9 protein-coding genes and 2 pseudogenes are annotated in these 18,932 nt (G+C 66.1%); 5 read left to right on the top strand and 6 right to left on the bottom strand.

Features of this window, described 5'->3' with window-relative positions:
- Positions 1–85: 85 nt before the first annotated feature.
- Both ACIBCU_RS28895 and ccrA read left to right on the top strand, forming a co-directional pair.
- Positions 86–375, top strand: a pseudogene (locus ACIBCU_RS28895) (IS5/IS1182 family transposase); the annotation flags it as partial.
- Between the two features lie 806 nt (positions 376–1,181).
- Complete coding sequence (gene ccrA / locus ACIBCU_RS28890) at positions 1,182–2,504, top strand: crotonyl-CoA carboxylase/reductase (protein ID WP_362942462.1); 1,323 nt, start codon at positions 1,182–1,184, stop codon at positions 2,502–2,504.
- A gap of 205 nt (positions 2,505–2,709) precedes the next feature.
- Here the strand turns inward: ccrA and ACIBCU_RS28885 are convergent, their stop codons facing one another.
- The 3 genes from ACIBCU_RS28885 to ACIBCU_RS28875 form a co-directional block, all read right to left on the bottom strand.
- A complete protein-coding gene (locus ACIBCU_RS28885) occupies positions 2,710–3,618 on the bottom strand; it encodes an alpha/beta hydrolase (RefSeq protein ID WP_399235013.1) in 909 nt (302 codons plus the stop codon).
- 200 nt (positions 3,619–3,818) lie between these two features.
- Positions 3,819–10,499 carry an SDR family NAD(P)-dependent oxidoreductase gene (locus tag ACIBCU_RS28880; RefSeq protein WP_399235011.1) on the bottom strand — a complete coding sequence of 2,227 codons (6,681 nt, stop codon included), beginning with the start codon at positions 10,497–10,499 and terminating at the stop codon, positions 3,819–3,821.
- Positions 10,496–12,265, bottom strand: coding sequence for a fatty acyl-AMP ligase (locus ACIBCU_RS28875; RefSeq protein ID WP_399235412.1), 1,770 nt, complete (start codon positions 12,263–12,265; stop codon positions 10,496–10,498). The genes ACIBCU_RS28880 and ACIBCU_RS28875 overlap by 4 nt, the downstream gene beginning before the upstream one ends.
- A 394-nt stretch (positions 12,266–12,659) precedes the next feature.
- Here ACIBCU_RS28875 and ACIBCU_RS28870 point away from each other — a divergent pair, with 394 nt between their 5' ends.
- Both ACIBCU_RS28870 and ACIBCU_RS28865 read left to right on the top strand, forming a co-directional pair.
- Entirely contained in the window at positions 12,660–14,078 is a 1,419-nt protein-coding gene (locus ACIBCU_RS28870; protein WP_399235009.1) for an MFS transporter, read from the top strand.
- Positions 14,079–14,506: 428 nt separating this feature from the next.
- Positions 14,507–14,854: a DUF4333 domain-containing protein gene (locus tag ACIBCU_RS28865; RefSeq protein WP_399235007.1), complete on the top strand. Its 348-nt coding sequence runs from the start codon at positions 14,507–14,509 to the stop codon at positions 14,852–14,854.
- 1,267 nt (positions 14,855–16,121) lie between these two features.
- On the opposite strand, the gene ACIBCU_RS28860 is transcribed toward ACIBCU_RS28865, so the two are convergent.
- Entirely contained in the window at positions 16,122–16,586 is a 465-nt protein-coding gene (locus ACIBCU_RS28860; protein WP_399235005.1) for a hypothetical protein, read from the bottom strand.
- Between the two features lie 633 nt (positions 16,587–17,219).
- Between ACIBCU_RS28860 and ACIBCU_RS28855 the strand changes: the two are divergent.
- A pseudogene (locus ACIBCU_RS28855) lies at positions 17,220–17,565 on the top strand (transposase); the annotation flags it as partial.
- A gap of 15 nt (positions 17,566–17,580) precedes the next feature.
- On the opposite strand, the gene ACIBCU_RS28850 reads toward ACIBCU_RS28855, so the two are convergent.
- Entirely contained in the window at positions 17,581–17,979 is a 399-nt protein-coding gene (locus tag ACIBCU_RS28850; RefSeq protein WP_399235430.1) for a hypothetical protein, read from the bottom strand.
- A 241-nt stretch (positions 17,980–18,220) separates the two neighbouring features.
- Positions 18,221–18,932 (bottom strand): helix-turn-helix transcriptional regulator (locus ACIBCU_RS28845; protein WP_399235002.1); only part of this gene is annotated, 712 nt, incomplete at its 5' end.

Raw genomic sequence — 18,932 nt, 5'->3', positions numbered from 1 at the left:
GTGGCGGATGTTCCGGCCGAGGGCAGCCGACGTCGTCGGCCGTCTCGGGGGCCGGAGGGTGGTCTGTTCGGTATGGGGGCTGGTCTGCGTGCCGCGGGCCGGGGTCGGCCGGCGTCGTACCCGACCCGGCCAGGTCCTGGCGGACAAGGCCTACACGTCCTGGCGAGGTGCCGCTACCTGCGACGACGCGGAATCCAGCACACCATCCCCGAACGTCTCGACCAGCAAAGACACCGCAAGAGGCGGGGCTCCCGGGGCGGCCGGCCCACCGGCTTCGACAGCGAGCGCTGCAAGAAACGCAACACTGTCGAACGGGCCGTCAACCGCCTGAAAGGCTTTTGCGCCGTTGCCACCCGCTACGAGAAACGCGCCTGAGGATCGGGGATTCATCGTCGGCGTATCTCGGTCCACCCGTATGGGCAGGCGTATGGGGGGATCTCAAGCCCGGGTACCCGAACCCGCTGCAACCTCAATCGCGTACCGGCTCGTTTGTGGTGCCGGCAATCATCATCAGAGGCTTGTATCGGCGCATGGTTGTTTATGAACCCCTTTCCCTCTGCGGTGCGGTCTGTTTTTTCTCGTTCTCGACGGCTTCTATGATCTGGGCGCCGTAGGAGACGTCGCTGTGCTGTCCTGCTTGTAGTGGAGACTGCGAGACCTGGGCGATGCGCCGGCAGGTAGGGGAGAACCGCTGTGCCGGGCGAGGGGGCTGGCCCTCGATGGCCGAGGAATCTTCTGCCCCTGGGTTGGAGTGGCTGCCTGCCGGCTCCGTGCCTGATCCATGCGGGTGAACTGGGGGACCAGGTGTTCTGTCCGGGGAGGTGGTGGGCGGGTGAGCGAGATCTCGGCCGGGGGATCTTGAACGGGTGAGGGGGCGCCCGCGGTCATGAACGCCCGGGGCGTACGACCGCCCCGCCGAAGCGGTGGTTGCCCTTGTGATTCTGGCCTGCGGTGCTTGCGTCTTGCGTCGTGGATGCGATATTTCGTCGGTGACACGGTACGGCCCGTGGCAGGGGCGGATGGCCCTGAGGGGCGCTTGTTCTGGCGATTATGCGTCGAAGTACCCGCGCAGCCGTGTGGGGTTGCGTCAGAGTAGTTCAGCGGTTCTCTTGAGAACAAGGTAGGACCAGTTCAGCCGGTCAGTGCAGGGCTGGGTCGGATGAGACGGCATCGGAGTCGCAATGGAATCGCACCTGTCCGAAGCAGTCGTAGCGGGTGCGGAGGCGGCGGTCCTCGAATCGCTTTCTCTGCCGGAATACTTCTCTGCGGCGATCGTGCAAGCCTGTGATGTCAAGATGTTCGAGGGTGTCGAGGACAAGGATGTGCGTAAATCCCTGTTCGTCAAAGATGTTCCGATGCCCGAGCTCGCTCCGGACGAGGCTTTGATCGCGGTGATGGCGAGCTCGATCAACTACAACACGGTCTGGACGGCCATGTTTGAGCCGCTGCCCACCTTCCAATTCCTCGAGGAAATGGGGAAGGCAGGTGGGTGGGAGGCGCGTCACGATCTGCCATATCACATTGTGGGGTCCGATGCTTCCGGCGTCATCGTCCGGACAGGGTCTTCTGTGCGTAAGTGGAAGGTCGGTGATCACGTCGTCATCGCGCCGGCGTATGTGGACGAGCAGGATCCTGATACCCATCGCGATGGCATGCTCGGTCAGGGGCAGAAGGCGTGGGGGTTCGAGACGAATTTCGGCGGTCTGGCTCATTATGCTGTCGTTCGGGCAAGCCAGTTGCTGCCGAAGCCGGCATCCCTGACGTGGGAGGAGGCGGCCGTCAACCCCCTGTGTGCCAGCACTGCTTACCGCATGCTGGTGAGTGACAGGGGCGCCCAGATGAAGCAGGGTGACATCGTGTTGGTCTGGGGCGCGACCGGTGGCCTGGGCTCCTACGCCGTCCAGCTGGTGCGCAACGGGGGCGGGATTCCGGTGGGCGTGGTGAACTCTGCTGAAAAGTCGCACGTGCTCAGATCCCTGGGCTGCGAGGCCGTTATCAACCGTCAGGATGTCCTCGGCGGGGACGACACGCTCCTGCAGCGAATGGAGGGATGGAGGAAGATGGGAAAGGCGGTTCGGGCAGCGGTTGGCGAGGATCCGCACATCGTGTTCGAACATGTTGGCATGCAGACCTTTGCTGCATCTGTGTTCCTGGCCAGGCGCGGCGGTACGGTCATTACCTGCGGGTCCAGTACTGGTTACGAGCACATGTACGACAACCGCTATCTCTGGATGCGTCTGAAGCGGATCATCGGCAGTCACGGAGCAAACCTCCATGAGCAGTGGGAGGTCAACCGGCTTCTCGCACTGGGCCACCTGAGTCCGGCCCTGTCGACGATTTACACACTGGCCGAGGTCGGGGCGGCTGCCAGGAGCGTCCAGACCAATCAGCACATCGGAAAAGTCGGTGTGCTGTGCTTGGCTCCCCGTCCAGGGCTCGGGGTCACCGACCCGCAGGCCCGTGCACGGGTGGGTGAAGAGCGGTTGAGCCTGTTTCGCAGGTGAACTGTTCGCTGCGGTCAGCCATGCCCCCGGCTTGCTTCGGCAGGCTGGTGGTTCCTTTGATGAAGGCCTGCCGGCCTTTACCGGTCTGGTGGGCAACAACAGCGAGGACGCGGTGAACGGCCGGTCACGTTCCGGCCGGGTCGTTCCAGCTCGTGTCGTGACCTCGATTACGGGAGAACATTCACGCGGGTATTTTGATTGTGGCTCATTTGGTGTTGAGAGCGGTCAGCACCGAAGGCCACACGTTGTGCAACTCGCGGTCCCAGTACGGCCAGGAGTGAGTACCTGCGCTGGAGATATTCGTGGTCACCTTGACCCCCGCGCGACGTAGCTTCTTCGCGAACCGGCCGGTTGGCTGTGGGAGGGGCTGTTCAAGCAGGCCGGCCAGAGGGTCCGTCGTCTTGTCGAGCTTGGTGCGCATGCCGTCTGCAGCGTACAGGTGTACCCACGTATCGCGGAACTTCCTGACCATTCGGGACGGATTGTGGGCGTCCCAGATCTTTCGTTGTTTATCCGGATGACCCCAGACGCGCAGAGGGTCGGTGCCCTCGCGCAAGCAGGTGGCAGCGATACCGAACTGCATTACGGGGTCTGCGATATCGACGATGCCGCTGAAGGAGCCGGAGAATCGGTAGGTGCCCGGGTGGCGCGCGGCGTAGTTCAGGGCGCCAAGGCCGCCTTCGGAGAGTCCGATGACGGCGCGTTTTCCGCCGGCGCGGTAGGCGCGTTCCATGAGCTGGCGCACCTCCACGGTGTGGAAGGTCTCCCAGCGGGGAGCCGTGCTGCTGCCATGATCCCACCAGTCGGCGTAGAAGCCTGCTCGCCCTCCACTGGGCATGACGACCAGAACATCGGTGTTCTTGGCCAGCTTTTCGACATCGGTCTCCCGTGTCCAGGAGGTGTAGTCGTCGCTGGCTCCTTGCAGGAGGTAGAGAACAGGGAAGGTGCGTTTGGGGTTCTCGTGCCAGCCTTTCGGCAGGATGATGCGCACCGGCATGTTTGCGCGCATGGCCGGAGACCAGATGGTGAGGTCCAAGGTGCGGGCGTCGAGACGTTTGACGGCCTTGATCGACGCGCCGTCCTCGGCCCGGGCAACCGGGGAATCTGCGGCCACGGCCGCGGTGTGCCCGCCCGTGCACAGGGACACCAGCAGGACTGAACAGGCCAGTAGGCGATAGCGGGGGCGTCGTGCGGGGTTGTTGAACGGACGTGAGCGGACGGGCGTCGGGCGTGTGGCCATGAGGGTTTCTTGCTCCGGGAAGGAGGGACAGGATCCGGTGGACGAGTCGCGAGGGGCAGCCCGACGGGGCGAGGTCACTGGGTGGGGAGCCCGATGGACCGGGTGACGTGCCGTGCGATGGTCTGGATGTGAGGCGGGTCGATGACGGACAGGTGGTCGCCCTCGACTGAAACAATCTCGAGGGACTGGCACAGCGACGCCCATCCGAGGTCTGCTTCCTGCCGCAGGTAGCGCGGATCCAAGGCAGTCGTGAGCTGCTGGTGCTGCTGGGCGCGGTAGAGGACGACATGGCCGTCGAAGGGGTGCGGGACGTACCGCTCGCCGATGCGAGCATCGATGTAGGAGGTCCGCTGGTGTTCCAGGATGCCTGGGCTCATATCGAGGCCGGCATCGGCGACGAGGCGCATGACCACGTCGATCTGCTCTTCGTCCGGGGTGGCCGCCAGTTCCTCGTAGGGCAGATCCAAGTGGTGTCCGTACGTCTTCTCGATGTATTCGGCGAAGCGGCCGAAACGATCGAGCAGGAACTGTGGTGATTCCTGTTCCGGCAGGGCGGCGGGCAGGATGGTGTCGATCAGTCCCACGAACCCGACGGCCTGTCCTGCTTGATGCAGTTGACTGGCCGCTTCGTAGGCGAGGCATCCGCCGAAGGACCACCCGAGCAAGTGGTAGGGCCCCTCAGGCTGAGTGTCGCGGATGAGCGAAAGGTAGTGGGCTGCTTTCTCTTCCATGGTGCTCAGCGCGTCGACGCGCTCAAGCCCGTACACGGGCTGGTCGGCTGGGAACAGCTGTGTCATGGGCAGGTAGACCGAGGTCGGCCCGCCTGCGGGATGGAAGGTGAACAGCCCGGGCCGCTTCGACCCGGCAGTTGCGGGGCGAAGAGGGGTGAGAGCCGACTCGCCGGTTTGATTGACTGCCGGCCGGATCAGATCGGCGACCGCTGCGACGGTGCGGTGGGCCAAGATGGCGTCGGCCGTCACGTTCAGCCGGGCCTGGCCCCCCAAGCGCTGGCGGATGGCGTCCACCATGGTTCGGGCTGCGCGTTTGTCTCCGCCGGCGGCTGCGAAGCCCTCGCGGATATCGCTGGGCGGGCGGTGCAGGACTTCGGCCCAAGCGCTCGCTACCAGGCGTTCGGCGGCGTCCCGGGGGCCGATGGAGTGTGGCAGTGCTGGTGCGGCGGACAACACCTGCGGAGCGTTGGTGGCGTAGGGCTGCGCCGACGCGGAGACAGCGTCCGGCGCAGAGGGGGCAAGGCCGAGTTGCTTCAGAACGGCGTTGCCGAGTTCTCGCAAGCTGGCCCCGCGCAAGAGGAGTGGGGCGGGCAGATCGGTGCCGAAGTCCTGCCGGACAGCGTTGCGGATACGCACCGTCATCAGGGAGTCGAGTCCGAGTTCGGTCAGCGCGGTTGTTTCGTTGAGGTCGTGGGCGCTGAAACCCATGACCGCCGCCGTCCTCTTGACCAGCCGTGCATACACCTTGTCCGTGGCAGAGCTGCCAAGGGCTCCGATGCCGGCGGGGCCGGCCCAGTCGTCGGTGGCGGATGTGCTGTCCTGCAGAAGCTCGGTGAAGAAGGGGATGGCTGACAGGCCGGGGAATGCTGCCAGCACACGGTCGGTGTCGAGGTGGACGACGCCGGTGTATGCCCGGTCGAGGGCGACGAGAGCGTGCAGGGCGTCCAGCCCTTCGGCCAGGTTGATGGGTTCCAGGGCCAGAGCCGGGTTGCTGGGCGCGCCACCGACGTTTTCCCAAGGGCCCCAGGCGATGGCGGTCGCCGGGCGTCCCGACGCCCGGCGGTGGTGAGCCATGGCGTCCAGCCAGGCATTGGCGGCTGCGTAGGCGCACTGGCCGGGTGAGCCGAGGAGTGCAGCGGCAGAGCTGTATGTAACCCACCAGTCGAGGTCGAGGCCGGCGGTGGCTGCCTCCAGGTTCAGGGCGCCGATGACCTTGGGCCGCAGGACTGTGTCGATATCTACCGGTTCAAGCTCGGTGATCATGCGGTCGTGCAGGACGCCGGCACAGTGCGCGATTCCCCGCAGGGTATAGCTCCCGGCGCCGGCGGCCTGTACCAGACTCGTGGCGACATCCGGGTCGGCGACGTCCCCTTGGACAACGGCGACGGAGGTGCCCTGCGCGTGCAGGTCAGCCAGGACATTCTGTGCCTCGGGTCCGGGGGCTCGCCGTCCGTTGAGGATGAGGCGGCCAGCGCCTTGCCTGGCGAGCCGGTGTGCAGTTGCCAGGCCGAGCCCGGTCAGGCCACCGGTAATGATGTAAGCGCCGTCGGAACGGGCGAATGCCACCTGGTCTCTGGGTCGTGCGGAGAGGTCAGCGCGGGCGAGGCGGGCGGCGAGGCGTGTGCCGGACCTCCAGGCAATTTCGTCGTCCACGCCGTTGGCGAGGAGTTCCTGAACGAGGTCTCCGACCGCTCCGGGCTGGTTGTCGATGTCTACCAGCGAGGCCTGCAGGTGGGGGTGCTCGAGTGCCAGTACGCGGACGAGTCCACGTAGACAAGCCAGGTGGGGTGTTCCCGGTTCCCCGGGTGCTGTCGCCTGCGCCAGCACGGTGGCCATCCACAGGCGTGGAGGGTGCTGGTGCGTGCTGTTGGCCAGGAAGCGGGCCACCCATGCTGCCGTGCGTAGGGGCCGCATGTCGTCGCGTTCTGATGGGGCGGGAATCAGAACTACGGCGCACGGGCCGTCCGATGCGCTCTGCAACCACCTGTTGAAGACGGTTTCGGCGGTGTTGTCCTGACCGGCGACCAGCGTGACATGCACATGCTTGGCCTGTAGGGCCGACTGCAGCAACGCGGTGAGCCCGCTTGCGGCGGGTTCGCGCTCGTCACTGATCAGCAGGGCGCGGCGCAGGCCCAAGGGCAAGGGGACGGTGGACTTCTCCCACTGGATGTCGTAGGTGAACGCTTCCAGAAGCCGGGGCACATCGCGTCGCTCGATGCAACGCGTCTCAACGCTCCGGGCCACGATCGTGGTCGTGGTCCCCTGTGCGGTGACGTTCCACCACCCCGCCTCGGAGTCCGTGGAGCCCACGTCGGCGGCGGGCGAGCAGTAAATGTCGTAGCTGGGATCGAGTGCGCTTGGCGCTGTGATGCGCAAAGACCGCACGCTTACCGGGACGACCTGAGTGGTGGGCTGCGCGGCGCGGTCACCGTCTGGTGGCGTGCCCTCTGCAGGGGGAGCGGCAGGGGCTTCCAGCAGGGCAGTCAGCAGGTGTGCGTAGGCCGGCCCGTGCATCTGCTGCAAGTCGTCCGGGGCGAAGTGCTCGACTGAGGACGGTGATCGTTCCGGATCAGAGCGGCGGTCGCTGTCAGGCTCGGGGTCAAGTGCGAGGCGAGCTGAGGCGTAGCAGCGCCACGTGGTATCAATTCCGCGGGCGTGGAGAGTGAGGGTCCCGCGTGTGGCGGAGTCCGGTTCCCACACCGTGGTCAGGGGGGTGTCACTGGAGACGGCGAGCCACTGATGGATCTTCAGTTCGTCGATGCCGAGGCTGACGACGCCAGTTCCTGCCCACATGTCCAGACCGGCTTCGATCATCAACTCTGCAGCTGCGGCAAGGGTCAGTACCGGTCTGTCGTGGACCAGGCGCCGGGGGGCGTGCTGGCGTGTGCCGATATCTCCTCGCCACAGAACAGCACCGTTCCTCGGATCGTCGGTGCGCTGGCCCAGCAGGGGATGGCCGCCGGCAGTCGTGGAGGAGGCGGGGCGGGCGAACCAGAAGCGTTCGTGACGCCAGGCGGGAGTGGGCAGTGCAGTGCGTGCACCCGTGGGCCACAGTTGCCCAGCGTTCACCGTGACGCCGGCGAAGTGCAGCCTGGTCAGCGCAGCGCGCATGTCAACTGCTTCGTCCGCGTTCTTGTGCAAGGTCGCAATGACCAAGGCATGTTCGCCCGTCGGGGCTTCGTTGAGCGTTTCGGTGAGCGGGACGACAGCGATGGGATGGGGCGAGATTTCCACGAACAGGTTGCAGCCGTCCTCGGTGGCGGCTGTCACCGCCTGTTGCAGGCGCACCGGGCGGCGGATGTTGGCGCACCAGTAACTCGCATCGGCATCGGGGCGTGCCCGGGGATCCTCCAGCACGGTGCTGTACCAGGGTGTGGTGGGTGTGTGCGTGCACAGCGGCGTAAGGGCTTCGCGCAGTGGCGTCAGGATGGGGTCGACTGCGGCTGAATGTCCGGCTCCGCCGACCTCGAGCAGCCGGGCCAGGTGGCCTTGCCCGGTCAGCTCGTCCACCAGGTCGCGTACGGCTTGGGCCGGTCCCGCCACGGTGCATCGCTGCGGCGAGGAATGGACCGCGATCTCGACGCCGGGGAAGCGGCTGAGGATGTCCGTCCGGGACTGTGCCGGCAGGTCGACCGCGGCCATCGCACCGGCGTCTTCCGCATCGATCGCGGCGAGGTGAGCTGATCGGCGGGCGATGACGCGAAGTCCGTCGCAGGCATCCAGAGCACCAGCGACTACGGCAGCGGTGACCTCGCCCATCGAATGGCCGATGACGGCGGCGGGTTGCACACCGTACGCCTGCAGGGTCCGCGCCAGGGCGAGCTGCATTCCGAAGAGCAGCGGCTGGGTCCGGTCGACTGTCTGGTCGGGATCGGACCGTGTGAGCAGGTCGGTCAGTGAAGAGCCCGTTACCGTGAGGAAGGCCGGGTCGAGCGCGGACACCTCGACGGCGAAGAGGGGATCGCCGCTCAGCAAGCCCTGCCCCATGCCCTTCCACTGCGAGCCGTAGCCGGAGAAGACGAAGACCGGTCGGGGTGCGGTGAAGGACTGTGTTGCTCTGGCTTCGGTGCACGTATCGACCACGCCGGGGACCGTCTCGTCACGGGCCAGCGAGGCAAATTTGGCAGCTGCGTCACGGTGGGTCCGCGCAACAACGGCTCCGCAGAACTGGCCACGGCGGTGATGTGCGAGGGTGTGGGCGATATCGGTGAGCGCGGGCGCCTCGTCGGCGGCCACCCACCGCGCCAGGCTCGCGGCTACATCGGCAAGCCTGGCCGAGGAACGGGCGGACACCACCAGGATGTGCGGGACGCCGTTCTCCTCGTCGTCGGCCGACGGGGGCTCCGCGGGACACGGCACGGTCGACGGTGCCTGCTCGAGGATCGCGTGGGCGTTGGTACCGCCGAATCCAAAGGCGGACACACCAGCGCGTCCGGGGTGGTGACGCCGGGCGGGCCAGACAGTCGGCTCGGTGACCACGCGCAGGCCCAGCTCGGTAAAATCGATGTGAGGGTTGGGACTCCGAAAGTGCAGGCTGGCCGGGATGCGGCTGTGGTGCAGGCAGAGCGCGGTCTTGATCAATCCGATGATGCCCGCCGCACCTTCGAGGTGCCCCAGGTTGCTTTTGACTGATCCGATGAGCAGGGGCCGACCGGGCTCTCTACCGCGCCCGACGACCGCCCCGAGGGCCCTGGCCTCGATGGGGTCTCCCAGCAAGGTGCCGGTTCCGTGCGTTTCGACGTAGTCGAGGTCGGCGGATTCGATCCGTGCATCGCGCAAAGCGCCGCGCAGCAGCGCTTCTTGCGCTGTCGGGTTGGGCGCCATGATGCCCGCCGACCGGCCGTCCTGGTTGACGGCTGTGCCTCTGACGACGGCGATGACTCTGTCTCCGTCGCGCTGGGCATCCACGAGGCGCTTGAGTACGACGACACCGCAACCTTCGCCACGGGTGATACCGTCCGCCGCAGCATCAAAGGGTTTGCACCTGCCGTCCGCGGCCAGAGCACCAGCCTGTTCGAATGAGGCTGTGACCGCCGCAGAGAGCAGCACATTGACCCCGGCCGCCAGTGCGGCGTCGCACTCGTAACTGCGCAGGCTGCGGCATGCCTGATGCACGGCCACGAGCGACGACGAGCAGGCGGAGTCGATGGTCATGCTGGGACCGTGCAGATCGAGCAGGTATGACACGCGGTTGGCGGCGATGCTGCCTGCGGCGCCGGTGCCCGTCCACGGAGTCAGGCGTGCGGGGTCGGACGTGGTCAAATGTCCGTACTCGAGAGCGCTGAGACCGACGAAGACGCCCGTATCAGTGCCCTTCAGAGAATATGCGGGCAGTCCCGCATGATCGAGCGCTTCACAGGTGACCTCGAGCAGCAACCGTTGCTGAGGGTCCATCGCTTCTGCTTCACGAGGCGTGATACCGAAGAAATCCGCGTCGAATCCCTGGACGTCGTCGAGGAACCCGCCCCACCGCGTGGTGTGCTCCATCAGGGCCACGGCATCGGGCGCAGCCCCGGAGAAGCTCCTCCATCGCCCCTCGGGCACCTCACCCACCAGGTCCGTGCCCGTGAGCAGCTGCTCCCAGAACGCGTCCGGTCCGTAGACGGAACCGGGCAAGCGGCAGCCGATGCCCACGATGGCGACAGCGTCGTCACCAGGGCAGGGCAGGGCTGCAGCATCGCGTGCCGAGTCGTGCTGAACCGTTCCGGACGGGCCCGCAGTGATCAGAGCACTAACCATCTGTTCGATGGTGGGGTGTTCCCACAGCAAGGTGGCGGACAGCGGCCGGTGCAGCATCTGCTCCAGATGCCCAGTCAGTCCGACCGCGTCGCGGGAGGTGAGCCCGTACTCCGCCAGCGGGCGTGTGTCCTCAAGCTGCTCCTGGGGGATGCCGCAGATCTCTCCGGCGAGCCGGCGCAGCGCGCTTCGCAGCTCATCAGCGCCAGGTCCAGGCCGACTGGCCGTGTCTGAGGTGGGAATCGGCGCGTCCTCTCCCAGCTCCTGGTGCCCGCCCGACTGAGTCATGCGGTGCCGACCCCCTTCTCTGCCTGCGTGTCGACAATCCAAGTGCCCTGGAGGTAGTGCTCACGGCAGGCGTTGCGGGCAACTTTTCCGCTGGTGGTGTGGGGTACGGTGCCGGGCTGGACCAGGATGAAGTCGTGCACGGCAACGGCGTGGGCAGTAGCAACTGCCGCGCGTACGGCCCGCCTGGCTTGCTCCACCAGGCCACTGCCGGGCGGCTCAGTGAAGTCACGGGCGTATTCGGCGACGACGACCAGGTGCTCTCCGTCGTCTGCGGCTACGGAGAATGCCGCAGTGTGGTGACGGCGGATCACCGAGTGGGCATAATCGACGGTTTGCTCGATGTCCTGGGGATAGTGATTGGTGCCATCAATGATCACGAGGTCTTTGATACGACCGGTGATGTACAGCTGCTTGTCATGCCATAGTCCGAGATCACCGGTGCGCAGCCAGTGAAGCGTCTGGTCGCTTGGGTCGTCACCGTGGAGGGTGGCGCGGAAAGTGTCTTTGCTCTGTTCCGGGCGCCCCCAGTAGCCGCGCCCGATGTTGGGTCCGCGAAGCCAGATTTCGCCCACGTGGCCACCCTCCAGACGAACGCGACTGCCCGGTTCGACGATGGCGATCTGCTGGTCGGTGGGCCGTCCGCAAGCCACCAGGCGGGTCACGGCTCCTCCGTCTTCGACCTCGACCACACGGGCGGTTCCGCCCGCCAGCGCGTTCCGATCGAAACAGGTGACGGCCGGTTCCTCCCCGGCCGGCGATGCGGAGACGAACACGGTGGCCTCAGCCAGACCGTAGGACGGGCGCATGGCTGTCCTGACCATGCCGACCGGGGCGAATGCTTCCTGAAATCGCTGCAGCGTCCGCACTGCGATGGGCTCGCTGCCGTTGACCATGGCGGCGACCGAGCCCAGCGACAGCTCCTCGCGTTCCAGGTCCGAGACGCGGCGCACACAGTAGTCGTAAGCGAAATTGGGGGCGGCTGTGAGGGCCCCACGATGCTGGGTGAGCAGGCGCAGCCACCTGGCAGGCTGCTGCACGAAGGCCAAAGGATCCATGAGCACCGAGTGGATATGGCCGACGATCGGCAGGACGATCGCCAAGACCAAGCCCATGTCATGGTAAAGCGGAAGCCAGCCGACAGTGCAGTTGCGCCCTGGGCGGATATCGTACGCCTCCAGCGCCTGACGAGCGTTGGCGCAGACGTTGGCGTGAGTGATCTCCACACCGGACGGCATGCGTGTGGAGCCGGACGTGTACTGCAGGTAGGCACAGTCGTCGGGCTGCGCGTCAACGTTCTCGCCGTCCGTCGGCACCAGGTCCACTGGGTGCAGTTCCTGTTCAGTGACCACGTGCAGGCGGGTGCCGGCCTTGTGAGCGGCGCAGAATTCCTCCACCTCCTGCTGGTGCTCCGGGCTGGTGATGGCGAGCACCGGGTCGGCGTCCGTGAGCGCGGCGGTGAGCTTTTCCGCGTGACCAGGCAGGGAGGGGAGGAACAAGGGCACCGCGATGGCGCCGGCACTGGTGGCCGCGAGGAAGCCGACAACGTAGTCCAGGCTCTGCGGTGCCACGATGGCCACACGCTCGCCGGCCGCTCCGGCGTGACGCAGTCCTGCCGCAGTGACACGCACGCGGTCCTCGAGTTGGCGCCACGTCAGGCTGGAGGCGACCCCGTGGCAGTCGGTGCTGAAGTCCACGAAGGTGAATGCTGTCTCGTCGGGCGTTTGCGTTGCGGCCCGACCGAGATGGTGGCTGATAGTTTCCCTCACGGTTGACAGCACTGAGTCACCGAACCTTCGTTCCGCTGTGCAAGGATTGGACTCTTCGGCCGATAGGCCATCAGGCGTGCCTACATAGCAGCCATCGCCGCCACTCACCGCTTTCGCACGAATGGCGATGGCAGCGCGTGATCAGCCAAACACGAAGTCGTCCCGGGCTTCCAGTGACACGCCGAGGTGGTAGCCGCCCGCAGCCAGCGTGAAGAGGGCACGAGGTGGAGCGGGCTCACAGCGCGCCGCATGCCGTAATTGCCGTTCTCAGCGGGTTGCGCTTGATGCACCACGAGGCTGGTGTATCCAGGATGGGAAGGCAGCCCACTACTGAACATCCATGCCCCGGCTGTCCGAGACAGGCGCTATGAGTCGACTGCGTACCTTAGCCATCATGATGGCTGTCCTTTTTTCGTCATTCATGACGGCACTGGACAACACAATTGTCAATGTTGCACTGCCTCAAATCCGCGCCGAACTCGAGCTGGGCGGTACTGATTTGAAGTGGGTTGCAGCCGTGTACCCCCTCGCACTCGCCAGCTTTCTCCTTCTTGGGGGGCACCTTGCCGACACCATCGGACGGCGCGCGACGCTGTTGCTGGGCGTCGCTCTCTTCACCGTCTCCTCGATCGGATGCAGTACAGCGACCGGAGGGGAGACGCTGATCGCCTTCCGCGGACTGCAAGGCGTCGGAGCAGCGCTCATCCTGCCCGCCTCCCTGGCGGTCCTGTCCCATGATCTTCCGCCCCGGGCACGCAACGCGGGTTTCAGCGCCATGACCGCTACTCTGGCCTCGGCGCTGGCCTGCGGTCCGGTCATCTCAGGCATCATGACGCAGTATCTGGGCTGGACGTGGCTTTTCGTCATGAACACGCCGCTTGGATTGGCGAGTTTTCTCGTCGGTGCCGCAGCCGTTCCCCGCTCCAGCCGCGAGCCCCGCGTCCCGAAGACTCCGTTGGCCACGGTGTCGCTCCGCACCGTCGCGTTGGCGTGCTTCTCGCTGGCGGCCACCGCCTACTGTCTGATCGAAGGTCCAGAAAACGGGTTTGCCGGCCTGCCGGTGACCATTTCTGGAATTGTCGCCGTCATCTCGATTGTCGCCTTGTCATGCGAGGTGACACGACGTCGGAGTTCTGCACTGCGGCTACTCTTTCGACAGCGGCCCTTCACCGGAGGAATCATCACTCAGATGCTGTGGGGTCTAGGGGTGAGCGGCGTCTATTTCTTCACCTCGCAATTTCTGCAGAACGGCCTGGGTCTCAGTCCGACGTCAGCCGGACTGACCTTCACCCCAGTGGCCTTGTCCCTACTGGCTACCGCACCATTTATTGCCCGCATGGCGCGGCGCTGGGGGGACGGGCGACTCTCTGCTGTGGGTCTGCTTATGGTGGGCCTCGGCCTTTTGATGATCGCCTGGGGAAGTTCCGAGGGAAACCTATTCCATATCCTGCCGGGCCTTTCATCCATCGGCTTCGGTTCGGCTCTGGCTGTTCCGCTGACCACCCGCGCCCTGGAATCGTCTCCAAGCCATCTTTCCGGGATTGCCGCCGGCTTGTTCAGCGCCATCCGTGAGGCATCCGGAGTCTTCGGCATCGCGCTCGTAGGGGCGATTGTCACCTTTGTGCAGCACGCTGAGACATCCGCAGGAGCCAGTCCCGCCAACGCCTTTCTCTCTGGCTACCAGGCCGGCCTCTACGTTGCGTCCGCGCTCGTCGCGGTCGGGCCACCCGTCGCATTGTGGGCTCTGCGCCGCCACGCGGGCACGGCAGATGGTGACGACCTGCCCCTGGCCCGTGCCGGCGAGGACACGTAACCCGCAGCATCCGCTCAACAGGCCACAGGGCAGCGCGGATTACTTGATGGGCCCAGGCAAACGTCACCAGCGCTCATCAGATTGGCCAGAGAGCCGCAGAATTTAACCCATACGGCCTTGCCGTCAACCGTCTTCGAACGAAATACGAACTCGTCGCGCCGGGCGGTCAGACACTCAGGAGGAAGCGCTGAGCCGTGAAGGGGGCTTACTGATCGTCACTCACCCCCGGAAGCGTGACGCTTCCCTCCGGACAGCGTCAGGCAGCAGACTCACCCTCACGGCCTTCGTCCTGATCGGCGCGGCCACCGCACTCAGTCAAGCCTTGACGCGCAGGCAGTGGTGCGGGAGCACTCCGCGGGGGAGCGAGAGACGATTTCACGTCACCACACGGGTTGTATGAGCACGGACAGCCGGATAGGACTGTCCTCGTGACTGATCAACGCAGCTTCGCCCGTGCCGTCATCGCGCTCTCCCTGGCCGTGATCGCCTGTTGTGCGCTCACTTTCACCATCATGCTGCTGACCGGGAGTCCCGCCGTGCAGCCGCAGCGCGTTCTGGATCAGGACGCGCTGGCGCGGGCCGTGCTCAACAACGTCGAATCCGACGACTCCTTCGCCAAGCCCCCGACCATCGACGATGTCAGCTGCCCCGCTTCCATCCCCGTCGAGGCGGGCCGGGAGTTCAAGTGCAACGTCGTCGGCGTCGGCAACAGCAGCGGCCTTGCCTGGGTCAAGGTGAAGATCAAGGACGATCAGGGCGACCTGTCACTGGGCTGAGGAACGGCAGAGCCGGCGAGCGGGACCGCAGCCGTGACACCGGGGCCATCCCGGCCCCTGCCGGCGCCAGTGGTGGACCACCCATAGCCCCAGCTCCAGGCCAGGGGCAAGACCGTCGAACGCCCCGAGACTCCCAAGGCCATCGGCAAACCCGGAAGACTTGGTAGATGAAGAACAAGCTCAGCGACGAGAATTCTTTGTGCAGTGGGCGGCAACCTTTTCGAAAATCGCCGGCGGTTCTCTGTCAGGTGAAGGGCCTTGGGCTGTTGTTCCAGTTGGCGAAGCCTGACTCGGATTTCAGTGTTCGGGGGCAAGGGCGAAGCGGTGGACCTCGCGCCGGAGCTTCCTCTGCGCGCGCTCGGCGGACCTCCGTTCCAGCAGCTTCAGCCCCAATGATCTCGCTGTGGCTGGTGCGACCGTCGGAGCCGACCGGATAGCTCCGTCCACCGCGCTGAGTCCGCGGCGTTCTGGGAAGCTGGTGGTCGCGAAGGCGCGGATGCGGGCGGGGGTCGGCCTGAGACCTGTTCCTGAAGGGACAGGGCACTGTTGGTCGCGGCGTACTCGCGCACGACCTTACGAAGCGCCAGCTGGCGCCGCTGTTCGGCATCTCGAAGTCCGCGGCGGGCCCAGATCACCGACCACAGGTTATGTGGTTGTAGAGAACCTTGTGGAGAACCAACAGGGGATGCCTCGGAGACAGCGACGGCCCGCCGCCGGCAGATGCCCGGCGACCTCTCCGGCCGCTGAAGCACCAGCGGTTCGATCAGGGCCCACAAGTCGTCGTCCAGGATCCACGGCCGAGTAGTCACGCCCGCACGAACGGCCGAATCCTCACACGGGTCTCACGACCCACCAGGACGTTTCAGCAGATCGTGTCACGAACCTTCAGCTTGGAATGCGCCCCCGATATGCGCCCGCCGATGGAGTGACTGCCTGTCACATCCCTTGCAGCATATGCCACATCCTGCGTGACTGTAAGTATCCAACCGGTTGGGCAGTCTATCCCTCTCCGGGGGGCGCGGTGTTCGGTGTGGCCGTTGGTCTGCTCTTCGCGCAGAGCGGACTGGCGTTCACCTGGATGCCGCGATGGGCGCCTTAGAGAGGGATGGACCCACCAGCTGGTGCCACACAGAGTGGCACCAGCTGGGTGGTTTGTCCCCGCGGCGCGCCGACACGGGTTCATCGCGCGAAGACCTTCGGCCGCTGCGAGCCGACCACGGCATCCCCCCGTTCATGTCCCTGGTCGACCAGGTCATTCCGCGCTCGACTACCTCCCACCCGAAGAATTCGAGCCCATCACCACCGATCCCGGATAACTACGGACACTGCCTGAAATCACAGCAACCGGCCGCTGCGCGGCCGTCAGGCTCAGACCACGGCGCACCACCACATCGACCAGCCACTTGGGTGCCACCGGAATTCGACTCAGATCGTCAGGCCGCAGACGCTCCACCGCCAGAACAACCCCGATCAACTCCTTCTGCCCCAGGGACTCGATGAGCTCAATCACCACGTTCCGGTGCACGTCATGCTCTGCCCGCGCAGCGAGTAGCTCGCCGTCAACAGGACCAGAACGAAGAACAGCTGGAAGATCCGGCGAACCCAGCACACCCTGACCAACGAGTTCAGGAAGCAGCCTGGGGGCCGCCGCGATCAACCAATCACCCAGCTTCTGCTCACCCGGTCTGACGCACGTCACCGAGCGTGGGAGCACATTCGAATATTCAGGCATCCGATCTGATCGACGCCGAAGCACGGACAGGCCCGGCAGCACCACAGACCGACGACGCTCCCGCCGCGGTGTCACACGAACCGGGCGTAATGCTGTCTGTGCTCTTGCCCCCCGACGGCACGGCACGGGACGGTCGATGCGCAACTTTGCGCAACCAGCTCGCTGAGGAGGCGATCATGGCGTTACGGCCGCGATCGACGCCTTGGAGTGAAGTCCCGCAATTCCCTGCAATGTCCTTGAGGAACGGCCCCCAGCCTCCGAGCGCCGAACGACACCGACGCACCCAGCAACGCAGGCGTTGCCCATGAGCGAACCCACACCCGCCGACCCCGACCGGAAGGCCGCGGCCTCCAGCCCCCCGACTTCGGCCGGCCTTCCCCGACGCTGCTGGATCGCGCCGATAGCGGACATGCCCTGCCGAAGAACGACGGCCGCGGCGCCCTCGTCGAAGTCGTCCTCCGCGAAGCCGACGGCCGACTGGCCGCACCGTTGGAACGCACTGCTCGCTGCGCCCAGGACCGCGCCGAACTCGTGCGGGCTCTCTACACCCGGTCGGACCGCCTCACAGAGCCCTCCCCGCCGCCACGTAGCCCGACGCGCGGGACTGAGAAACGTTCGGTGTAACTCCCGATCATGGAAGATGCATCGGTGACGAGCGGCGAGGTGACTGAGGCCAAGTCTGCTGAGCCGTCTGAGGCGGTGCTGTCGAAGCCTGTGGACGACCGGCTGATTGACGAGCTGGTGGGCCGGGCTCAGGCCGAGGGCCTTCAGCTGACCAAGCGGCTCCTGGAGTCCGCTCTCGAGGGTGAGATCACAGAACACCTCGGCTATGACAAACACGATCCCGCCGGGAAGAACAGCGGCAACAGCCGCAACGGCACCCGCGCCAAGGCCGTGCTCACTGGTCGGCCCGGTGGAGATAACTGTGCCCCGCGACCGCGAGGGTTCCTTCGAGCCGAAGATCGTCAAGAAGCGGCAGCTGATGAAGGGTGCGTCAGCGCCGGCTGGGCCGGCCGCGAAGGCGAAGTGCGTGCGCGCAGGCTGCCAACGCGCCCGCCAGCGGCACAACAGCGCCGATCGCCAGGACGGGAAGCGGCTGCCCCCAGGCTCCGGTGTAGGCGTAGGCAAGGAACGGCGGGCAGGCTGCGTGCATTACCGCCGTCTCGGTCAGCCCCGACGACTTCGACCGCAGAGCTAGCGCGAGACCGGTGGCCGCCAGTACGAGCAGGGGCCACAGACCATAGTCAGTGCTGAACGGCAGGGCGCGGGCGTAGATGGCGGCCAGCGGCAGCCACGCCACCGCGGCCATCGCGCCGGCCCCGGCACACACTCCGGGCCCCGGCCGCAGATCGGGCGGACGGGCCAACCCGCCCAGGGCGGTGAGCAGCGCCATGGAACCCCTGTGTGTCCACCCGCCAGGCGGGGGACCACCCGCAACTGACAGCCGTAGGCACGTATCGCGCCGCTACTCCCGGACTGGACACCGAAGCGGGGCGGCCGGTGGCGTAAACGTCGACACGATCGAGCGTCCTCCGCGGGACCGGTTGTCGCACTCGGTCATCAGCAGCTTGGCGAGGAAGTGGCGAAATCGACCGGGCACTGTTGCCGACCTATCTCCATGTTCCGTCGGTTGATCAGCGGTGGGGCCGGGGGGCGGGCCGGCGCCGGGTGGCGTGGATGGAACCGAGCAGATTGAGGGACTGGGCACTGGGGCTGCCTGGTTCGGCGTGGTAGATGACGAGCTGCTGGCCGGGGGCGTCGCGTACGTCGAAAGCCTGGTAGGTGAGGGTGAGGGGGCCGACGTCCGGGTGGAGGAAGTGTTTGGCGTCCTGGGTCTTGCCGCGCACGGTGTGGGTGTTCCACAGGCGGGTGAAGTCCGCGCTGTGCTCAGTGAGGGTGCGGACGAGTTCGCGCAGCCGTGGGTTGTCCGGGTCGAATCCGGTTGCCTCGCGGAGGTTGGCGACGGTGGCCTGTGCTGCCCGGTCCCAGTCCGTGTAGAAGTTGCGGCCTGCGGGGTCGAGGAAGGTCATGCGGGCCACGTTGTCCGCCGGCTCGAACGGGGCGTAGAGGGCATCGGCCAAGGCGTTGACGGCGAGGAGATCCAGGGTCCGGCTCATGACGAACGCTGGAGTGTTCGGGTAGCCGTCCATCAGCTGTCGCAGCGCCGGGCTGACCCGCTCGGCGGCGTGGACGGAGGGCTGGTCGTTCGGCGTGGCCCCGGCCAGCCGGTACACGTGCGCGCGGGCGTCCGCGTCGAGGCGCAGCGCGCGGCTGAGCGCGTCGACCACCTGGGGTGAGGGGTTGCGCTCGCGGCCTTGTTCCAGGCGGGTGTAGTAGTCGGCGTTC

The organism is Streptomyces sp. NPDC051064, assembly GCF_044455985.1.
Classification (GTDB): Bacteria; Actinomycetota; Actinomycetes; order Streptomycetales; family Streptomycetaceae; genus Streptomyces.
Note: the sequence above shows the minus strand (reverse complement) of the source record. Positions and strands in the feature narration are given on the sequence as shown.